The following is a 20,030-nucleotide window of genomic DNA, read 5'->3' on the forward strand; positions in this document are numbered from 1 at the left end:
TCGATGCTACGCGGCGCCGCCCGTGGGTTCCCTGGACGCGAGGCGGGTGGTGCCCGCTCAGTAGACTGGGGATCGAGCCCACCGCCGAGTCCTGGAGCCCCCGTGCCGAATTCCGACTTCCTCGCCCAGCCCTCGCTCCCCCGCCCCGACGTCGGCGCCGACGACGCGGCCGGCATCGCCGCGCGCGCGTTCGGTCTGAACGGCCGGATCCGCGAGCTCGGCAGCAACCAGGACAGGAACTTCCTGGTCGACACCGGCGACGAGCGCTTCGTGCTGAAGATCGCCAACCCCGTCTTCTCGGCCGACGAGCTGCACGCGCAGAACGCCGCGCTCGGTGCGCTCGCGGGCTCCGGCATCCGCATCCCCGAGGTCGTCCCGTCCCTGGTCGGCGACGAGGTGATCGAGGTGGAGGTGCAGGGCCGCACGCTGCTCGCGCGCGTGCTGCGCTACCTCGACGGCGACCCCCTCACCGATGTCGAGCGACCCACCGCAGACCAGCTGCGGACGCTCGGTGCCCTGGCGGGCTCGGTCGCGGCCGGCCTTGCCGACCTCGACCACCCCGGGCTCGTCCGGACCACCCAGTGGGATGCGCGCATCGGCGGCGAGGTCGTCGAGCTGCTCCTCGACCATGTCGAGCAGCCCGCCAAGCGCCGAGCCGTGCGCGAGGCCGCGGCGGACGCGCTCGCGCGCCTGGCGCCGCTGCGCGACCGCCTCCGCGTGCAGGCCGTCCACGGCGACGTGACCGACGACAACATCGTGCTCGGCGAGGACGGCCCCGGCGTGATCGATTTCGGCGATGTGGCCGACGGCTGGCTCGTCGCCGAGCTCGCCTCCACCGTCACCAGCGCCCTGCACCACCTGCCGGATACGCCGCTCGCGGTCCTGGACGTGATCGAGGCCTTCCACGAGCACGCACCGCTGGACGACGTGGATGTCGCCGCCCTCTGGCCGCTGGTCGTTCTGCGCGGCGCGGTGCTCGTCGTCAGCGGCGAGCAGCAGGTGGCGCTGGACGGCGACAACGCCTACGCCGACGAGAACCGCGCGCACGAGTGGGTCGCCTTCGACGTCGCCCGGCGCCTCGACGCCGACGAGCTGGAGGCGCTCATCCGCGCCCGACTGTGGGGTCCGAGGTCAGCGGCACCGGCCCTCGGCCGCGTCGTCGGGGTGGAGAGCACGGCGGACAACGTCGCCGACCTCTCCGTCACTTCGCGCGACCTCGACGAGGGCGCGTGGTTGGTCGAGGGAGCAGAGGATGCCGTCCTCGCGCGTGTGTGCCGTGACAGCGGCCACGCCGTCACCCGCTACGGCGAGGCGCGCCTGACCAGGGCCACGGTCGACAGGAGCGCCCCGTCGGCGACCATCGCGCTCGGCGTCTCCCTGGACGTCCCCGCAGGGATGAGCGTGCTCGCCCCGTTCGCCGGCGAGCTCTCCCTCGTCGAGGGCTCCTGGCTGCTCGGCGGCGACGGCATCGATCTCTGGCTCGACGGCCTCACCCGGCCGCTCACCACCGCGACCGTCGCCGCCGGCGAGGAGCTCGGCACCGCGGTCCGGCTGACCGTTCAGCTCAGCCGCATCCCCGGACGCCGCCCTCCGGCGTTCGTGACCCCGGCCTTCCCGCTCCCGGTGTGGAGCGCCGTCTCCCCCGACCCGTCCGCGCTGTTCGGGATCGAGCTCGCCGCGGACCCCTCCGACCCGGCGGACGTGCTCGCCCGCCGCGACTCCAGCTTCGCGCAGGTGCAGGAGCACTACTTCGCCGAGCCTCCGCTGATCGAGCGCGGCTGGCGGCATCACCTCGTCGACACCCGAGCGCAGAGCTACCTCGACATGGTCAACAACGTCACGCAGATCGGGCACGCGCATCCACGGCTCGTGAACGCTGTGCGCGACCAGTGGGCACGGCTGAACACGAACTCGCGCTTCCACTACGAGGAGCTCTCCCGGTTCACGGAGCGTCTCGCGGAGGTCGCACCCGACGGGCTGGACACCGTCTTCCTCGTCAACAGCGGCAGCGAGGCGGTCGACCTCGCGCTGCGGCTCGCCCAGGTGCACACTGGTCGCCGGACCGTGCTCGCGGTGACGGAGGCGTACCACGGCTGGACCGTCGGGGCGGACGCCGTCTCGTCCTCCCTGGGCGACAACCCGCGCGCTCTCGAGACCCGGCCCGACTGGGTGCGGCTGGTCGCATCGCCGAACGTCTTCCACGGCGCGCACCGCGGGCTCGACTCCGGTCCCGCCTACCTCGCCGAGCTGGACGCCGACCTCGCCGAACTCGACGCCTCTGGAACGCCGATCGCCGGCTTCATCGCGGAACCGGTGTTCGGCAACGCCGGCGGTCTGATGCTGCCGGACGGCTACCTCGCCGGTGTCTACGAGCGGATCCGGGCGCGCGGCGGCGTGTGCATCGCCGACGAGGTGCAGGTCGGCTACGGCCGGCTCGGCCACTACTTCTGGGGCTCTGCGCAGCAGGGCGTCGTGCCGGACATCATCACGGTGGCCAAGGCGATGGGCAACGGCCACCCGCTCGGGGCGGTGATCACCCGACGCGAGATCGCCGAGTCGTTCGCCGCGGAGGGCAGCTTCTTCTCGTCCGCGGGCGGCAGCCCGGTCAGCTCGGTCGTCGGCCTCACCGTGCTCGACGTGATGCGCGACGAGGGCCTGCAGGAGAACGCCGCGACGGTCGGCGACCACCTCGCCGGCCGGCTGCGCGCACTCGGCGAGCAGCACCCGATCGTCGGTGCCGTGCACGGGATGGGCCTGTACCTCGGCGTCGAGCTGGTCCGCGACCGGGAGACGCTCGAGCCCGCCAGCGCCGAGGCGGCGCTGATCTGCGAGCGGATGCTCGCGGAGGGCGCGATCGTGCAGCCGACCGGGGATTACAAGAACGTCCTGAAGATCAAGCCGCCGCTGTGCATCACGCGGGAGAGCGCCGACCGGTTCGCCGACGCGCTCGACCTGGTGCTCGCGACGCTGTAGCCCCCGAGACAGGGCTCACGACGCCGGAGGCCGGCGCAGCGTCCGGGCGGCCGCGGCGTCGATCTCGGCGGCGACCCGGCCGAGCACCGCCGAGCGGAGCGACCACTGCTGCCAGTAGAGCGGGACGTCCAGCGCGCCGTCGGGATCGAGCACGACGAGCCGGCCTTCCGCGACGGGCTCGTCCGCCTGCAGGTCGGGCAGCATCGCCCAGCCGAGACCCAGCTCGGCGGCGCGCACGAACTCGGTGGACGCGGGGATGTGGTGCCGTGGTGGATGCGCGCCCGGCGCGAACCGCGCGAGGTACCGGTCCTGCAGCGTGTCCTTGCGGTCGAAGACCAGCATCGGCGCCGCGGCCGCCGTGTCCGGGGTCCAGCCGCGCGGGCACCAGCGGTCGACGAACGCGGGGCTCGCCGTCGGCCGGTAGGTCATCGCCCCGAGGGGGCTGACGACACAGCCCTGCACCGGCTCGGGGTCGGAGCTGATCGCGGCCATCGCCGTCCCGTCGCGCAGCCGGTCCAGGGTGTGCTCCTGGTCGTCGAGGACGACGTCGAAGGAGAGACCCGGCAGCGCGGCGAGTGCCGGGAGCACCCAGGTGGCGAGCGAGTCGGCGTTGACCACGAGCGGGATGGCCGCGGTCGTGTCCTGGTCGGACCCGGCCAGCTCCGCGACCGCCTCCGCCTCCAGTAGGGCGACCTGCCGGGCGAGGCGCACCAGCACCGCGCCCGCCTCCGTCGGCTCGATCGGCTTGCTGCGGCGGACGAGCACCCGCCCGCTCTGCTCCTCGAGCGCCTTGATCCGCTGGCTCACCGCGGACGGGGTGATGTGCAGGGCAGCTGCGGCGCGCTCGAAGGTGCCGTGGTCGACGACAGCGGCGAGGGTGCGCAGCTGCTCGGCGTTCGTCTCCATGGACAGCAATGCTAATGCTTCGTAAGAAACCTGAGCTGTACTGAACCAACTCCCTTACGTATCGTCGTCGTGTGCTCGCCTCCCTCGCTCCCTTCTTCGCCGGACTCGGCTCCGGCGCCTCGCTCATCGTGGCGATCGGCGCCCAGAATGCGTTCGTGCTGCGGCAGGGCCTGCGCCGCGAGCACGTGCTGCCGATCGTGCTGATCTGCGTGGCGAGCGACGCGGCGCTGATCGCCGCGGGCGTTGCGGGGATCGGCGTGCTCGTGAGGGCGGCGCCGCTCGCCCTGCAGATCGTCCGCTGGGCCGGGTTCGCGTTCCTGCTCGGCTACGCGTTCGTCGCAGCGCGTCGGGCGCTGCGGCCGACGAGCCTGTCGGCGGCCGGGGCGGGGGCGGCGTCCCTCGTCGCGGCGATCGGCACCTGCCTCGCGATCACCTGGCTGAACCCGCACGTGTACCTCGACACCGTGCTGCTGCTCGGTTCGCTCTCCGCCGCACACGGCGACCAGGGACGCTGGGTCTTCGGCGCGGGAGCCGCGACCGCGAGCCTGCTCTGGTTTACCATCCTCGGCTTCGGCGCCCGGTTCGCCGCTCCGGTGTTCGCGCGCCCGATCGCGTGGCGCGTCCTGGACGCCGGGATCGCCGTGCTGATGGTGGTGCTGGCGGTACTGCTCGTGGTGTGAGCGGAGTCCAGCGCGTCTTGACTACGGAGCGAGGCGGCTGAATCCGTCCGTAGTACGGAATTTCCGCGATCAATTCCGCGGGCCGCCCGGAAAAGGACGACGAAATCCGCATTCCCGGCATAATGGTCAGCACGTCGCACCCGCTTGCCCGGAGCCGACGCACGTCGGCGCCGCTGCCACGTTCCCGAAGGAGAGAACATGACGACATCCCCCGGTACCACAGCCACGCGCTCCCGAGGCGGAACGCTGAAACGTTCGCTGGGCCTGTGGGCCATCGTCGGCCTCGGGCTCGGGTACATGACCCCCACCGTCGTCTTCGACACGTTCGGGATGGTGTCCAGGGACACCAACAACGTCGTCCCTCTCGCCTACCTGGTCGCCCTGATCGTCATGATGTTCACGGCGATCAGCTACGGGAAGATGTCGGGCGCCATCCCGAGCGCCGGCTCCGCGTACACCTACGTGCGCGAGTCCATCCACCCGAACGTCGGCTTCATGGTCGGCTGGACGTCGCTGATCGATTACGTCCTGCTGCCGATGGTGAACTGCCTCATCATCCGCAGCTACCTCGAGGCGCTGTTCCCGGAGATCCCGGGCTGGATCTGGGTGGTCATCTACTGCGCGGTCGTCACCACCGTCATCTACCTGACCATGCGCGGCACGTCGAACATCAACATGATGCTGCTGGTGTTCTCGATCGTCGTCATGGCCGTCTTCGTCGTCATGGTGATCGCGCAGCTGGCGCACGCTTCCGCCGACGGGCAGTCCGTGCCGCTGGTCCAGCCGTTCTTCCACGACGGCGTGACGCTCGGCGCCGTGCTCACCGGCGCCACCATCGTGTGCTTCTCGTTCATCGGATTCGACGCGGTGACGATGTATGCCGAGGAGGCGAAGACGCCGAAGATCATGCCGCGCGCCATCCTGCTGACCGTGATCATCGGCGGCGCCATCTTCCTCATCGCGGCCTACTTCACCCAGCTGCGGTTCCCCTCCTCCTCGGTGTTCCCGACCGAGGCGATCGAGGACAGCACGCTGCCGGAGATCGGCCTCCAGGTCGGCGGCCCGGTGCTGCAGGCCGTGCTGACAGCGGCCGGCTTCTGCGCGACCCTGGCCTCCGGCCTCGCCTCGCACGCCTCTGTCTCGCGCATGCTCCTGGTGATGGGCCGCAACAACGTGCTGCCCAAGCGCTTCTTCGGCTACATCAACCCGAAGACCCACACGCCGACGTTCAACATCGTCCTGGTGGGGCTCATCAGCCTCCTGGCCGCCGCCTTCACGCTCGAGCTGATCGCCGCCTTCATCAACTTCGGCGCGCTGATCGCATTCACGTTCGTGAACATCTCGGTGATCGCCTGGTTCGCGATCCGCCGCGGGATGCGCAAGACGCCGAAGGACATCTTCTCCTACATCGTGCTGCCCGGCATCGGCATGCTGCTCACCGGCGTGCTCTGGGCCAACCTGCACGCCGACGCGCTCATCGGCGGCGTGATCTGGACCGCCATCGGCTTCGTCTACCTGCTCGTGCTGACCCGCGGCTTCCGCCGCAAGGTCGCCGCGTTCGACGAGAACCAGCCCGTGACCGGCTTCAACAAGGCGATCAAGTAGCGGAGGGCTCTGCGCCGCGCTCCCCCGCATCACGGGCGGCGACGCGCAATGTGCCCGGTTGGCGGGGGTCCTCGACGAGGAAGCGCTGCGCTCCATGCTGAAGCACCCCGAGCGGATGCTCCACGAACGCCTCGTGCACCAGCCGGTCGTAGCTCACCATGACGACGGGCGCATCCGCCGGTGCCGGCGGGTGCGCCCGCGAGTAGGCCACGTTGACGCGGACGAGGAAGACCAGGCCGAGGACACCGAATACGACGAACCACAGAATCGCCGCGGCCGCCAGGAGCACGGCTCCGACCGAAACGTAGAGCGCCACGGCGCTGTCGCCCTTCACCCCCAGCGCCGCCAACAGCCACTCGGCGAGGAGCGGGGCGCCCGCGATGCCGAGCCATGCCCAGGCCTGCCATTCCCGGAAGCCCAGCCGGCCGATCACCACGCCGTCGTCCGCGAGCGCCCGCCACCTCGCGAAGCGTTCATGGAGGTACACCGATCCCGCCGCGACCCCGCTGACGACGGTTCCGAGCAGAAGGACCACCAGCAACCAGCCGACCACCGCGGCCAGCCATGCCACCGGAGGAACGGCGGCGGCCAGCACCGCGACGAGCCCCGCGCCGGCATAGGACACCCCGGTGAGGGCGAAGACCCGCAGGCTCATGCTCTTCTGCACTCCGGCACGCGTGCGCGGCCGAACCGCGTAGCGGATGCAGCCGTAGAGGACCGCCCCGAGCACGGTCACGAGGAACAGTGAGCTGGCAACCCGGCTGACGGACGGATCGGCGTCCTCCCACGTGTTCGGGTCGTAATGCAGAAACGCGAAGGTGAACTGCGCGGTCAGCGCCAGCAGCGCCAGCGCGCCCACCCAGAGCACGAGCTTCCGGATCATCCTGGCCGGCCCAGGGTAGACGGCGACGAGCGCACGGACGAGCCTCCAGGTGAGGGCGGCCGCGACGCTGACGACGGTGGCGAAGGTGACGACCGCACCCGTCAGTCCCGTCCAGTCGGCGGTGATCTCCGGGCCGGCTCCTCCGTTGATCATCGCTTGGACGACCCACCACGCGAGACCGAAGAACGTCCCGAGGAACAGCGCGACAGCGGAGATCGTGCCCACCAGCACGGCCGTGTGCCGCGACCACATCCGGAGGAACGTGCTGCGACTCGTGGCGACGATCGTGCCGTCCCGCCGAGCGCGTGCGCGAAGCCAGCGTCTGGCGAGATCACGGTCATACGGAGCGTCGCTCACCTCGTCAAGCACCCTCAACACCGCGCGGTAGAGGAGGATGTCCCGGAGCGCGAGCATCTTGTCGCGCTCCGATGATGTTCGCAGGCCACCGGTCAGCAGGCCGACCGCACGGATCACGCCCTCGTCGGAGCGATGCACCGGCAGGTCTCGGCCGACCGTCAGGGTCCGCAGGACCCCCTTCTCCCAGCCCTGAAGCGGGCCATCGGCCTCGCGCAGGCTCCTGAAGAGGTCCTCGCCGAGATGTGCGAACGAGCGCTCCCAGTGAACATCACGCAGCCACGCGCCCGCCAAGAAGGAGCTGCCGATGGGATACGCGACGATCAGCAGCAGCGACGCGAAGCCGATCGGAACGAACAGAGCATCCATGGCCCACCCCCATACCGCCGGAGCTACCGGCTCCCGCGTTGCGAGCCGTCGAACTAAGAGACCTATCACGGTCACGACCCCGGCCACAAACGAACCCGCGACGGGCGCGGAACCGGGTCACGAGCAGAAGACGGCCTCGCGTGGGCCACGGACCGGGATGCGAAAAGGGCCGCCATTTCTGGCGGCCCTTCTCGGTGGTGGTGGAGCTAAGGAGATTCGAACTCCTGACCTCTTCGATGCGAACGAAGCGCGCTACCAACTGCGCCATAGCCCCGGGGAACTGCTCAGTTAGCCTAGCACCCCAGCTGCGCCGAGTCGAAATCGAGCACCGCTCAGCTCGCCGCGCGACGGCGCCGGAGGACGGCGTCGAGGTCGAGGGCGCCGTCGTCCACCGCGTCCACGATGCCCATGCTCGCGAAGCGGCTGGGGATGGCGGGCGCGGCAGCAGGAGCGGGAGCGACGGCGGGAGCCGCGGCAGCGGCCGGACGCTCCGCGGCGGGCTCGGCCGCCGGGACCGCGCGCAGCGGCACGGGGGCGGGGACCGCCTCGGCGGCGATGTCCGCCGCCTTGCGGTCGAAGTCCGCGCGTGCGGCCGCCCTGCGCAGCTCGGCAGCCGCATCCACGGACGCCATCGCCGCGGCGGCGACGGTTCCGGGAGAGAGGTGGAGGGGCTTCGGCAGCGGGCGCGGCGTCCAGCTCTGGCGCAGACGCTCCTGCACCGGCAGCTCGTCGTGCTGCGCGTCGTCGTAGAGCACCGGCGACACCGGCCGCGCGGCGGGGGCGTCCGCGTTCGCGGCGGTCTCGGCGGGGCGTGCGAGCCTGCCCAGCATCCCGAGCGCACCGACGGCGACCACGGCGGAGGCGGCGGGCAGAATCCAGGTGCCGGTCGCGACCATGACGGGCGTGCCAGCAATGACGCCGACGACGCCGACGACAAGGAGCAGGGTCGAGAGCGCGCGGGCCCGGCGGAGCCGGCGGCGGCGCTGCGGGGAGAGCGCGGGACGGGAGGCGGACTCGGCAAGCGCGCGGGCCCGCGCGGCGGCGGCGGCGCGGGCGGCGCGCTCGACGGCGATCGCGGCGGCCGCGGCCCGCTCCTCCTCTTCGGCGCGCAGGCGGCGCTCCTCGGCGATGGCCTGCTCGCGGCGAGCGTGGGCCGCTGCCTCGGCGCGGGCCTCGGCGAGGCGGCGCTCCTCCGAGCGGCGCAGGATGCGCTGGTGCTCCGCCACGGTCCTGGCGTTCGCCTCCACGCGCACCTCGTGTGGGAGCTCGCTCGTCTCGGCGAGGATGCGCAGCGTCTGCTGCAGACGCACGGCGTTGCGCTCCGTCGCCAGGTACTCGCGACGGCGAAGCCACACCGGGATCAGATAGGCCAGCCAGAGGGCGGCCGCGATGGCGACGACCACCCCACCGCCCATCACATCCCCGTTCATGCCTCTACGGTAGGGGTCGCCTCCGCTGGGCCACGGTCGGCGCGCGGGTGTGTTGCCCGGATGGGGCTTCTTTCAGTGCTGGCGGGCGACCGGAAGCGGGATGGCCGCCGCCGCCCGGTCCTCGGCCGTGATGGTCGCGGCGTCCTCGGGGACGTTCCCGTCCAGCCAACGGCGCAGCACGCCCTGCGGGAGCTCCTCCGACACCAGCCCGAACGAGAAGTGGTCGCGCCAGTCGCCGTTGATGTGGATGTAGCGCCTGCGCAGGCCCTCGTAGCGGAAGCCGAGCTTCTCGACGACGCGCAGGCTCGGCGCGTTCTCCGGGCGGATGCAGATCTCCATCCGGTGCAGGCCGAGCTGGAAGAAGCAGTAGTCGGTGGCCAGGGCGACCGCGGTCGGCGTGATGTTGCGGCCGGCGAACTCCTCCGCGATCCAGTAGCCGATGGTGGCGCTGGACAGCGAGCCGTACGCGATCGATGACACGTTGAGCTGGCCCGCGAGCCGGCCGTCGTACTCGACGATGAACGGCAGCCCGTGCCCGGCCCTGGCGTTGGCGAGCAGGGAGCGGATGCTGGCGCGCGTGTCGAACGCGCCGGGCGCATACGGGCTCGTCGCCTCCCACTGGCGCAGCCAGGAGCGATTGTCGAGGAGCGACCGCTCCAGAGGGCGCGCGTCGCGGAGGCGGATCGGGCGCAACCCGATCCGCCCCTCGCTCAGCGTGGGGATGACGAACGCCACGGCGTGCTCCTTCTATGCCTCGGCCGTCAGCGGGTCGTGTCGGCGACCGACTCGAGCGGCTCGGCCGGCTCGGCCGGCATCTCCTCGACGATCTCCTCCGGCTCGTCCGCCAGGCCGTCCGCGAACTCGCGCAGCCACGGACGCAGCTCGGGGCCGAGGTCCTCGCGGTCCGCCGCCAGCTGCACGATCGCCTTGATGTAATCCAGCCGGTCGCCGGTGTCGTAGCGGCGGCCGCGGAACACGACGCCGTAGACGCCGCCGGTCCAGTCGGGCGCCTGGGCCATCGACTCGAGGGCGTCGGTCAGCTGGATCTCGCCGCCGCGCCCCGGCTCCGTGCGCTCCAGAACGTCGAAGACCTCCGGGCGCAGGATGTAGCGGCCGATGATCGCGTAGTTCGAGGGGGCGTCCTCGCGCTTCGGCTTCTCGACGAGGCCCGTGATGCGCACGACGTCCTCCTCACCCGTCTCCTCGACCGCGGCGGCGCCGTACAGGTGGATGGACTCCGGCGGCACCTCCATGAGGGCGACGACGGTCGTGTTGTACCGGTTCTGCACATCCAGCATCTTCGACAGCAGCTCGTCGCGGGCGTCGATGATGTCGTCGCCGAGCAGCACCGCGAACGGCTCCCGGCCGACGTGCATCTTGGCGCGCAGTACGGCGTGGCCGAGGCCCTTGGGGTCGCCCTGGCGCACGTAGTGCAGGTCGGCGAGCGCCGTCGAGTAGTTCACCTTCTCGAGCCGGTCGGTGTCGCCCTTCTTGATGAGGGTCTCCTCGAGCTCGGCGTTGCGGTCGAAGTGGTTCTCGAGTGCGTTCTTGTTGCGCCCGGTCACCATCAGGACGTCGTGCAGGCCGGCGTCGACGGCCTCCTCGACCACGTACTGGATGGCCGGCTTGTCGACGACCGGCAGCATCTCCTTGGGCATCGCCTTCGTCGCGGGGAGGAAGCGCGTCCCCAGTCCCGCTGCGGGTATGACTGCTTTCGTGACGTGGTTCACCATGCCAGCTACAGTATCCGTACTTCTGGAGGCCGCGGAGCGATCTTCTAGGATTGGGCTATGGACTCGGATACTGCCGCCCATCGCAAGCGCGCCCTGCGCGCCGAACTGCGCGAGCGACGACAGAACCTCACGACCACGGAGCGCGACACCGCAACGGCGGGCATCACGCGGCACCTGGTCGACCTCGCGACCGACCTCTCCGCCCGCTCCATCGCCTGCTACCTCTCGACCCCCATCGAGCCGGACACGCGCCCGTTCCTGAACTGGGCGCACGCGCAGGGGCTGCGGGTGCTGCTCCCGATCTCCCGCGAGGACGGGCTGCTCGACTGGACCACCGGCGACGGCGAGACGGAGACCGAGGGGCTGTTCGGGATGCCGGAGGCGGTCGGCGAGCTGCTCGGCCCGATCGCGATCAACGACGTGGACCTCATCCTGATCCCGGCAGCGGCGGTCGACGCGCGCGGGATGCGGATGGGCTGGGGCCGGGGGTATTTCGACAAGACGCTGGGCAGCATGGAAAAATGTCCCCCGGTGTACGCCGTCCTCTTCGACGGCGAGCTCGTGGACGAGGTCCCGCGCGAGCGCCACGACCAGCCGGTGGACGGCGCCGTGACGCCGACCCGGATCGTCCAGTTCACCTGATCCGCCCGAGAACACGGAAGACGATGCCCACCTACTCCTACACGTGCCGCGACTGCGGTCACGCCTTCGACATCCAGCAGGCCTTCACCGACGACGCGCTCACAGTCTGCCCGAACTGCGGCGGGCACCTGCGCAAGGTCTTCGGCACGGTCGGCGTGACGTTCAACGGCTCCGGCTTCTACCGGACCGACTCGCGCGGCGGGGCGAAGTCGGGAGGCGGATCGTCGTCGTCCGGCTCGTCGTCGTCCGGCTCGTCGTCGTCGGGCTCGTCCTCGTCGGGCTCGTCCTCGTCGTCATCCGGATCGTCGTCCTCGTCCGGATCGTCGTCGTCCTCGTCCGGCTCCGCCGCTTAGCCACCCCACCACCCACCCGGCGAAAGGATCGGTCGTGATCAAGGGCTTCAAAGAGTTCATCCTGCGGGGCAACGTCCTCGACCTGGCCGTCGCGGTCGTCATCGGCGCGGCGTTCACGGCCATCGTCACCTCCATCGTGAACAACCTGATCACCCCTCTGATCAGCTCCTTCTTCAAGGCCGACCAGCTCGACAACGCGCTGATCGTCGAGCTGAACCACTCGCAGATCAAGTTCGGCGCGGTGATCGGCTCTGTCATCAACTTCCTGATCGTCGCGGTCGTCGTCTACTTCGCGTTCGTCTTCCCGCTGAACAAGCTGAAGCAGCGCGCCGAGCGCCTGCGCAACAAGGGCGTTGTGGAGCCGGACGCGCCCATCACGGAGCTCGACCTCCTCACCGAGATCCGCGACCTGCTGCAGGCGCAGCAGGCGCCGCCGGCCACCCCCGGCAAGCACGCCGACCCCCAGGTCTAGCCCGCGAGCGTCGCGCGCGCCCACGACTGTGGGCGTTCGGTACGTTGCGGCCCTGCTCGCGGGGGCATTCGTACCAGGAAGGGACACTCGCCGCCGCGGTCGAGGCGCTGCTACCAGTGCGGGGGGACGTCGCGGCGCAGCTGGTCGTCGTTCGGGGACCAGGCGCCGTCCTCGCGGTCGCGGTCCGGCACGCGCGGCGCCGGGTCGGTGCCGGGCGCACCCTCACGCTGGACGCGGCGGTGCCGGCGCGCGGGGCGGTCCTCGGAGGGCGTGCTGGTGCTCACCGTTCCAGGCTAACCCGGGTGCCCCGGCTCAGAGGACGGGAAGTGTGATCGGCGCCGTCTCGGCGCTCGGCTCGCCGGCCCCGATGAGCGCCGCGATGCGCGAGGCCACGGCGTCCGGGTCCGCGAACAGCTCGAAGCTGTGCACCCGAAGGTAGTGCCAGCCGAGCCGGCGCAGCACGTCCGGACGCAGCCGGAGCGTCTCGCGCAGGCTCCCCCTGTTCACGTCCGAGTCGGTCTCGACCACGACCGCGCGGCCCTCGTGCGAGGCGACGAGCGTGAGCTTGCCGCGGTAGCCGAGCTGCACATCCAGACCCTTGCGGGCGAGACGCTTGGCCAGGTCGGCGACCATCGGGTCGGCGTCCGGGCTCAGGTACGCGGGCACGGCGGCCTGCAGCTGGTCCGCTTCGCCGAGCACCTGGGCGAGCGCGGCGATGCCGTGCCGCATCCTGGACTCGTCGATGTCGTCGGGGCGGAAGCAGGAGACGATGTCCATGCCGCGGCGCGCCCTGGTCATCCCGACCGCGAGCAGCCGGTCGCCGCCCGGCTCCGCGAGCGCCCCGAAGTTGGAGAGCAGGCGGCCGTGCGGGGTGCGCCCGTAGCCGATCGAGAAGATGACGCGGTCGCGGCTCTGCCCGACCGACTGGTCGAGCGTCACGACGGTGAACGGCTCCGGCCGGTCGCCGAGGATGAAGTCGGCCAGCTCGCTGCGCTTGGCGAAGGCGGACAGCACCGCCTGGTTCACCCGGACGGCATGCCGCTCGCTCGCGGTGATCACCATCAGCGACTCGCGCGGCCGCTCGGTCGCGTGCCGCAGCACCAGCTCGACGACGCGCGCGACCTCGGCGTCCGTGCTCTCCACGGCGCCGGTGTCGCTGTCCGGCATGCCCTGGCCCCCGGTCACGTAGTGCAGCGCGAGGCTGCCGTGGCCGAGGTAGGTGCCTGCCCAGGGCAGCGAGTCGATCATGCCGCCGTAGAAGCGGCGGTTGACCAGCTCGGCGAGGTCCTCTCCCCCGGCGCGGTAGCTGCGGGTGAGCGTGTACACGGGGAGGAGCTCGGAGAGCCGGGCGAGCGCGGAGTCCGCGTGCAGCTCGTCCACGTCGACCGTTCCCGTCGTCGTGCCGTACTCGTGCACGCCGATGTCGAAGCGGGACGGCGTCTGGGTCACCGGGTCGCCGAAGGCGACGATCTGCCTGGCGCGGCGGATGACAGGGACGCACTCGGCGAGGCTCGCGGCACCCGCGTCCACGAGCAGCACGGCGTCGAAGGCGACGTCGGCGCGGATCGCCGGGACCTCGTACGGCGACACCAGCCAGACCGGGGCGATCGGGCGCGCCAGGTGCGGCGCCGCGTCGTTCAGGGCGGCGGCGGTCGGCGTCCCCGACTTCAGGAGACGCTTGAGCGCGGCGGCCTCGTCCGGCCAGTCCACGATGCCGATCTTCCAGGTCTCGGCGAGCATCCACGCCAGCTGCTTGCCGGTTGCGGAGGCGTGCGCCTCGTCCACGAGCCGGAAGTCGGCCTCCAGCCGATCGAGAACGGACGTGTTGCCGCTCAGCAGCGCGCGGTCGCCGGCGAGCAGCGCCTCCAGCACCGACTGCCACCAGGCGAGCTCCAGCTCGGCGGAGACCTGCGTCTCCGGCACGTGCCGGTTGGACAGGTCGGAGAGCAACGGGTCGAGCTCCAGGTCGCGCAGCTGGTCGAGCAGCGCGGTGCGCTCCTGCAGGTTCGCGAGCACCTCGGACTCGGCGGCGAGGCCGGCGATCTGCCTGGTCAGCTCGTCGATGGGCAGCGCGGCGAGGGACTGCGGGGTCCCGGTGCGGCGCAGCGGGATGTCCAGGCGCGCGAGGTCCTCGGCGACGCGCTGGAACGCGACCTGCACGTCGGCGATGCCGACCGGCACCTCCGGCACGACGCCGGCGACGGCGAAGCGGTTCCACAGGATGCGCTGCTGCTGGATGCGCCGCAGGCTCTCGTTGAGGTCGGTGACGTGAACGCCGGGACGCACGTATTCGAGCGCCAGCTTGCGCAGCCGCCGCCGGTTCGCGCCGGACATCGCCGGCGACTCGCGCCGGGACGCGGTGGCCGCGATCAGCTCCGCGAGCGACCGGTCGAAGACCGAGGGGGTGAACTTGTCGAGCGTCTCGCGCACGTCGAGCAGCAGCCGCAGGTAGACGCCGAGCTCCGCGATGGACTCGAAGGGGCGCATCCTGGTCTGGCCGATCAGCGCCTTGGCGCGCTCGATCAGGCGCGGCAGCTCCGCGCGGTTCAGCTTCTTGGCGAGGTCGTGCGCGGCCTTGCCCTCCTCCGTGGTGGAGAAGGATGCGCCGTACCAGGGCGAGTCGCTCGGACCGTAGCGGAACTCGCCGAGCCGCGCCGAGCGGATGAGGGCGTCGGCGGCCGCGTCGCGGTCCCTCGCCAGCATCTCGATCGAGCGGCGGCCGAGGCGCGCGGTGGTGGAGGGCGGCGACGGCAGCAGCGCCAGGCGCGAGAGCTCGCGGAGCGCATCCAGCACGGACACCCGGAGCACCGGGTCGCGGCGGGCGAGCGCGGCGCGGTAGTCGATGAGCACCTTGCGCAGCCGCACGAGGGCCTCGTCCACGTCGGTGACCCTCGGCTGTTCGGCCTTCTCGTTGCGGCCGATCGACTGGATGAGGTCCCGGCGGAGCGTGCGCGGCGTCACCGCGAGGCCGGGCAGGCCGACCTTCGCGAAGCGCTGCGCGATGTCCTCCAGGCTGGAGCGGCGCGGGGTCACCACGAGCACGCGCTTGTGCTGGGCGACGAGGGCGCCGATCGCGTTCACGATGGTCTGCGTGCCGCCGGTTCCTGGCAGCGTCTTCACGACGAGGGAGTTGCCCGCCGCGATCTGCGCGACGACGTTCTCCTGCTCCTCGTCCGCGTCCAGCAGCAGGGAGTCGGTGGCGGGCGGGCGCTCGTCCTGGCGGATCGGCTCCACCGGGTTGAACGCGCTCTCGATGGCGATGCGGGCGGTGGGGTTGCCGGCGAGGGCGTCCAGCAGCGGGGTGTCAAGGTCGTCGGCCTCGGCGCGCAGTTCCGGTGCGACGTCGGCGAACGAGGAGACCACGAGCCGGGGCAGCACGTTGAACCAGGGCAGGTGCGAGGTCAGCCCGCGGAGGCGGTCGATGACCGGCTGCGGCTTGAAGGCGCCGTTGTCGAGCGCGAGCGCGACGAACGCGTCCGCGTCGAGGGTGATCTGGAATTGCTCAGCCAGCGCGCGGGAGAGTTCGGGGTTCAGGAACGGCTGCCCCTTGAGCTTGAGCTCGAAGTCGCGGCCGTAGCGGCGGATGGCCAGCGGGCGCAGCAGGATCGGAGCGCTGTACTCCTCCGTGCCGTGCCGCCACTGGGCGAGGCCGATCGCGAGGTGGACGGACTCGATGCCGCGCACCGAGCGCAGCTCGATCCCCTTCGCCGTGATCGCGTTCGCGGCGGCGCGCGCGGTGCGCAGCGCCAGCTCGTCGCGGATCAGGCTCGACAGCAGCGTGCTCCGCCCGGTGATGAACTGGGGAAGGCCGCCGGGATGCGTGGTGCTCAGCTCGATGCGGGTGCGCGGGCTGTCCTCGAAGTGCAGCAGCGGCGAGACACCGCCGATCGCCGCGATCTCCTCGCGCCACTTCAGCCAGACCGGCTCGGCGATGTTGCCGGCGACCAGGCCGGGGTCGCCCAGGCTCAGCGAGTGCGGAGCCGTCGTGTTGGAGGCCGGTCGCATGGCGTCGCCGTCAGGCACGGCCGACGCCATGTCGTCGTCCTCGCTCTTCCTATCCAGTCGCCACACACCGACACCCTACGTGCCGAACCGCAAAACCCCCGGCAACTCCGGCGGGTTTTCGCAGCAAAACGGCTAGCCTTCCCCGTCTCCCTGCCGCGCGGCGACCCTCCGCGAGCCGAGGAACACGATCGCGAGCACACCGCACAGCAGATAGAGGGACGCCTGCACATCGAGCACGGGCACCACATCGAACCACTCCGCGAGCACGCCGCCGGCGAGCAGGCCGAGACCCTGCGCAGCGCCTGCGAGCGTCGTCATCGCGGCGATCACCCGTCCGAGCCGGTCACCGGGGGTCACCGTCTGAACGAGGGTGATCTCGCCGGTCGCCGTCGCGACCGCCGGGATGCCCATCGCCACGAACAGCGCGGCGTAGACCCACACCGCCGTCGTGACCGGCGCCAGGTTCCAGGTGAGCAGGGAGAGCGCCCCGAACACGAGGTAGCCGACGCCGACGAGCGCCCGGGTGCTGAACCGGCGCAGCAGCAGCCCGGTGAGCAGGCCCCCGAGCACGCCGCCGATCGCCTGCACACCGCGCAGCAGCCCGACCTCGGGGTCTCCCGCGCCCAGCTCCTGCGTGACATAGACGATGAAGAGGACGAGGAACAGACCCTGCGCGACGCTGCCGAGCGCGGTGACGACGGCGATCGTCCGCAGGGTCCTGGACCGCACGACCTCGCCGAGCCCCTCCAGCCATTGCCGGAGCAGCCGGCGCTCGACGGCGGGGACGCCCTCCCGCGCAACTGCGGCGGCGGGGCGCGGCGGTCTGCTCAGCGCGACCAGGAGGGCGGTGACCACGAACGTCGCCGCGTCCACGATTACGACGCCGGGCAGGCCGAGCGTGGCGAACGCGAGGCCTCCGAGCGGGGAGCCGACCAGCCGGGCGAGGTTGTCGCTCACGGCGATGAGAGCATTCGCACGACCGAGATCTTGCGGCCCCACCAGGCTCGGGACGAGCGCCTGCCTGGCAGGGTTGATCACGGCGCCGAGGCAGGCCTGCACGGCCGCGACCGCGTAGACGATGCCCATCCGGTCGGCGCTCGCCGCCAGCAGCGGGAGCAGCGCGACCGACTGCAGCAATGCAGTGACGACCATCGTCCTGCGGTGGTCCCAGCGGTCGACGAGCACCCCGAGGAACGAGCCGACGAGCAGCATCGGGATCAGCTCCGCCAGGAACACGGTCGACGCGCCGAGCGCCGACCCGGTCGCCGTAAACGCGAACAGCGGCAGGGCGATCATCAGCAGCCAGTCGCCGGTGTCGGAGACGAGGCCGGCGGACCAGATCAGGGCGAAGTCGCGCCTCAGCAGCGGCGAGCGCGTGCGCTCGGTCGTCGTCGTCCCGCTCATGGCGCGTCCGGGTGCCGGAAGGCGTTCAGGTGCAGAGCGACGACGTCGGCGTCGGCCGGGGCGTCCTCCCTGGTGAGCGCGATGTAGGGGCGGATGAGCGCATCCAGCCGCTCCCCCAGCTCGCGCAGCTCGTCCGGGGCGATGCGGAGCGCGTAGGCGGAGAGGATGCTGGCGTCGCGCCACGCGGGCGGCAGGTCGTCGCGCTGCGCGATGGCGCGGTGGACGCGGTCCGCCTCCTCGTCCACCTGACGGTCGGCGAGGAAGCGCTCCGTCGTGTCGGAGCCGAGCCGGAAGCCGGGGTCGTCGGTGCGGCCGAACTGCAGGCCGGTCGCCGTGGTCTGCCACGGGCGCTCGCGGCCGTCCTCCGCATCCACCCGCTCCACGAGCCCGAACTTCGCGAGGGCGCGCAGGTGGTAGCTGCAGTTGGATGCGGTGGAGCCGACCACCTCGGCGCACTCGCTCGCCGTGCGCGGGCCGAACGCCAGCAGGTAGTCGAGAAGGGCCAGCCGGAGCGGGTGCGCGAGCGCGCGCAGCGCCCTCGGGTCGCTGACCGTCGCCCGGCGCTCCGGACGGGATGTGAAAGACATGTTTCAGATTGTGCGCGCTCCCTTCTTTCACGTCAAGCGGGAATGCTCGCCCCCTCACCGTGTTGTTGTCCCGTGTGAACGAACCCACCCGAGCGAGCGTCGGCTTCCGCTCCGAGCGCGGCCCCATCCTGATCGCCCTGATGCTGACCACGGGCCTCGTCGCCATCGACGCGACGATCCTGGCGACCGCGGTGCCGTCGATCGTGAGCGACCTGGGCGGGTTCGCGCAGTTCCCGTGGCTGTTCTCCGTCTACCTGCTCGCGCAGGCGGTCTCGGTGCCCGTGTACGCGAAACTCTCCGACACCCTCGGCCGCAAACCGATCGTGCTCGTGGGCATCGCGCTGTTCCTGGTGGGGTCGATCCTGTGCGGATTCGCCTGGTCGATGCCGGCGCTGATCGCATTCCGCGCCGTCCAGGGTCTCGGCGCCGGCGCCATCCAGCCGATGTCGATGACGATCGCCGGAGACATCTACACCGTCGCCGAGCGCGCGAAGACGCAGGGCTACCTCGCGAGCGTCTGGGCGATCTCGTCGGTGGTCGGGCCGACGCTCGGCGGCGTCTTCTCGCAGTTCCTCTCCTGGCGCTGGATCTTCTTCGTCAACATCCCGCTGTGCATCCTCGCCGGATGGATGCTCATCCGCACCTTCCACGAGTCGATCGAGCGCCGCAGGCACCGCATCGACTACGCGGGCTCGATCCTGCTCACCGCGGGCATGACGCTGATCATTCTGGCGGTGCTCGAGGGCGGACAGGCGTGGGCGTGGAACTCGGTGTGGAGCATCGGGGCGTTCGCGCTCGGCGCGCTGCTGCTGGTCGCGTTCGCGCTCGTGGAGCGGCGGGCGGCCGAGCCGGTCATGCCGCTCTGGGTGTTCTCGCGCCGGCTGCTGGTCACGACGACGCTGATCTCGCTGGGCGTCGGCGCCATCCTCATCGGCCTCACCTCGTACGTGCCCACCTATCTGGAGGGGACCGTCGGCGTTCCGCCCATCGTCTCCGGCCTCGCGGTCGCCGCGCTCACCCTCGGCTGGCCGATCGCCGCCAGCCTCTCCGGCCGGTTCTACCTCCGCATCGGCTTCCGCAGCACCGCGCTGCTCGGCACCAGCATCGCCATCGTCGGCACGGCCGTGCTCGCCCTGACGTCGACGCACCCGAGCGTGCTCTTCGTCGCGATCAGCTGCTTCGTCGCCGGACTCGGGATGGGCCTGATCGCCACCCCGACGCTGATCGCCGCGCAGTCGAGCGTGCCGTGGAACGAGCGCGGCGTCGTCACCGGCACCAACATGTTCGCGCGCTCGATCGGCAGCGCCGTCGGCGTGGCGGTCTTCGGTGCGATCGCGAACGCGATCATCGGCGCCTCCGCGTCCGGGGCGCACGATCCGGCGGCGGTGCAGAGCGCATCCACCGCGGTCTTCGTGGCGGTGGCCATCGCGGCGGTGCTCACCATCGTCGCGGGCCTGTCGATGCCGCGCTCGCGTGTGGAGGACGTCGAGATGGGCCGCACCGCCGCTCCCGCCGAGTAGCCACCCCGCCTCCCTTCGCGCCGATCTGCGCCGAATGGCGTCGACCCCTTTCGGCGCGATTTGTGCCAAATGTCGGTTTCGCGCCGCTCGGGAACGCCATTTGTGCCAAATGTC

At 71.3% G+C, this 20,030-nt stretch carries 16 protein-coding genes and 1 tRNA gene; 7 read left to right on the forward strand and 10 right to left on the reverse strand.

Annotation, left to right across the window (positions count from 1 at the left end; translation table 11 throughout):
• Positions 1–102: 102 nt before the first annotated feature.
• On the forward strand, positions 103–2,973 hold the full coding sequence (locus tag AAME72_RS00925) for an aminotransferase (RefSeq protein ID WP_348788385.1): 2,871 nt from the start codon (positions 103–105) through the stop codon (positions 2,971–2,973).
• Between the two features lie 15 nt (positions 2,974–2,988).
• On the opposite strand, the gene AAME72_RS00930 is transcribed toward AAME72_RS00925, so the two are convergent.
• Entirely contained in the window at positions 2,989–3,879 is an 891-nt protein-coding gene (locus AAME72_RS00930; RefSeq protein WP_348788386.1) for a LysR family transcriptional regulator ArgP, read from the reverse strand.
• 71 nt (positions 3,880–3,950) lie between these two features.
• On the opposite strand from AAME72_RS00930, the gene AAME72_RS00935 reads away from it, so the two are divergent.
• Positions 3,951–4,559, forward strand: coding sequence for a LysE/ArgO family amino acid transporter (locus AAME72_RS00935; protein WP_348788387.1), 609 nt, complete (start codon positions 3,951–3,953; stop codon positions 4,557–4,559).
• 264 nt (positions 4,560–4,823) lie between these two features.
• Complete coding sequence (locus AAME72_RS00940; RefSeq protein ID WP_348790190.1) at positions 4,824–6,164, forward strand: APC family permease; 1,341 nt, start codon at positions 4,824–4,826, stop codon at positions 6,162–6,164.
• Here the strand turns inward: AAME72_RS00940 and AAME72_RS00945 are convergent.
• From AAME72_RS00945 to galU, 5 genes are all read right to left on the reverse strand, one after another.
• Entirely contained in the window at positions 6,157–7,857 is a 1,701-nt protein-coding gene (locus AAME72_RS00945) for a hypothetical protein (RefSeq protein ID WP_348788388.1), read from the reverse strand. The genes AAME72_RS00940 and AAME72_RS00945 overlap by 8 nt on opposite strands.
• A 111-nt stretch (positions 7,858–7,968) precedes the next feature.
• Positions 7,969–8,044: transfer RNA gene (locus AAME72_RS00950), tRNA-Ala, on the reverse strand.
• A 58-nt stretch (positions 8,045–8,102) separates the two neighbouring features.
• A complete protein-coding gene (locus AAME72_RS00955; RefSeq protein WP_348788389.1) occupies positions 8,103–9,200 on the reverse strand; it encodes a hypothetical protein in 1,098 nt (365 codons plus the stop codon).
• 72 nt (positions 9,201–9,272) lie between these two features.
• Positions 9,273–9,935, reverse strand: coding sequence for a GNAT family protein (locus tag AAME72_RS00960; RefSeq protein ID WP_348788390.1), 663 nt, complete (start codon positions 9,933–9,935; stop codon positions 9,273–9,275).
• 26 nt (positions 9,936–9,961) lie between these two features.
• Positions 9,962–10,933 (reverse strand): UTP--glucose-1-phosphate uridylyltransferase GalU, encoded by a 972-nt coding sequence (gene galU / locus AAME72_RS00965; RefSeq protein ID WP_348788391.1) that lies wholly within the window; start codon positions 10,931–10,933, stop codon positions 9,962–9,964.
• A 57-nt stretch (positions 10,934–10,990) separates the two neighbouring features.
• On the opposite strand from galU, the gene AAME72_RS00970 reads away from it, so the two are divergent.
• The 3 genes from AAME72_RS00970 to mscL are packed head-to-tail and all read left to right on the forward strand — an operon-like array spanning position 10,991 to position 12,400.
• Positions 10,991–11,575, forward strand: coding sequence for a 5-formyltetrahydrofolate cyclo-ligase (locus AAME72_RS00970; RefSeq protein WP_348788392.1), 585 nt, complete (start codon positions 10,991–10,993; stop codon positions 11,573–11,575).
• 23 nt (positions 11,576–11,598) lie between these two features.
• On the forward strand, positions 11,599–11,928 hold the full coding sequence (locus AAME72_RS00975; protein WP_348788393.1) for an FmdB family zinc ribbon protein: 330 nt from the start codon (positions 11,599–11,601) through the stop codon (positions 11,926–11,928).
• Between the two features lie 34 nt (positions 11,929–11,962).
• Positions 11,963–12,400 carry a large conductance mechanosensitive channel protein MscL gene (mscL, locus tag AAME72_RS00980; RefSeq protein WP_348788394.1) on the forward strand — a complete coding sequence of 146 codons (438 nt, stop codon included), beginning with the start codon at positions 11,963–11,965 and terminating at the stop codon, positions 12,398–12,400.
• A 110-nt stretch (positions 12,401–12,510) separates the two neighbouring features.
• On the opposite strand, the gene AAME72_RS00985 is transcribed toward mscL, so the two are convergent.
• From AAME72_RS00985 to AAME72_RS01000, 4 genes are all read right to left on the reverse strand, one after another.
• On the reverse strand, positions 12,511–12,684 hold the full coding sequence (locus AAME72_RS00985) for a hypothetical protein (RefSeq protein ID WP_348788395.1): 174 nt from the start codon (positions 12,682–12,684) through the stop codon (positions 12,511–12,513).
• A 28-nt stretch (positions 12,685–12,712) separates the two neighbouring features.
• The gene (locus AAME72_RS00990; RefSeq protein ID WP_348788396.1) at positions 12,713–16,471 is read right to left on the reverse strand and encodes an AAA family ATPase; all 3,759 of its coding nucleotides are present in this window, start codon (positions 16,469–16,471) and stop codon (positions 12,713–12,715) included.
• A 66-nt stretch (positions 16,472–16,537) separates the two neighbouring features.
• Positions 16,538–17,809: an MFS transporter gene (locus AAME72_RS00995; RefSeq protein ID WP_348788397.1), complete on the reverse strand. Its 1,272-nt coding sequence runs from the start codon at positions 17,807–17,809 to the stop codon at positions 16,538–16,540.
• Positions 17,806–18,396, reverse strand: coding sequence for a helix-turn-helix domain-containing protein (locus tag AAME72_RS01000; protein ID WP_348788398.1), 591 nt, complete (start codon positions 18,394–18,396; stop codon positions 17,806–17,808). The genes AAME72_RS00995 and AAME72_RS01000 overlap by 4 nt, the downstream gene beginning before the upstream one ends.
• Before the next feature lie 74 nt (positions 18,397–18,470).
• Here AAME72_RS01000 and AAME72_RS01005 point away from each other — a divergent pair, with 74 nt between their 5' ends.
• A complete protein-coding gene (locus AAME72_RS01005; RefSeq protein WP_348788399.1) occupies positions 18,471–19,916 on the forward strand; it encodes an MDR family MFS transporter in 1,446 nt (481 codons plus the stop codon).
• Positions 19,917–20,030: the final 114 nt, after the last annotated feature.

This window comes from Leifsonia sp. NPDC080035 (assembly GCF_040050925.1).
GTDB lineage: Bacteria > Actinomycetota > Actinomycetes > Actinomycetales > Microbacteriaceae > Leifsonia.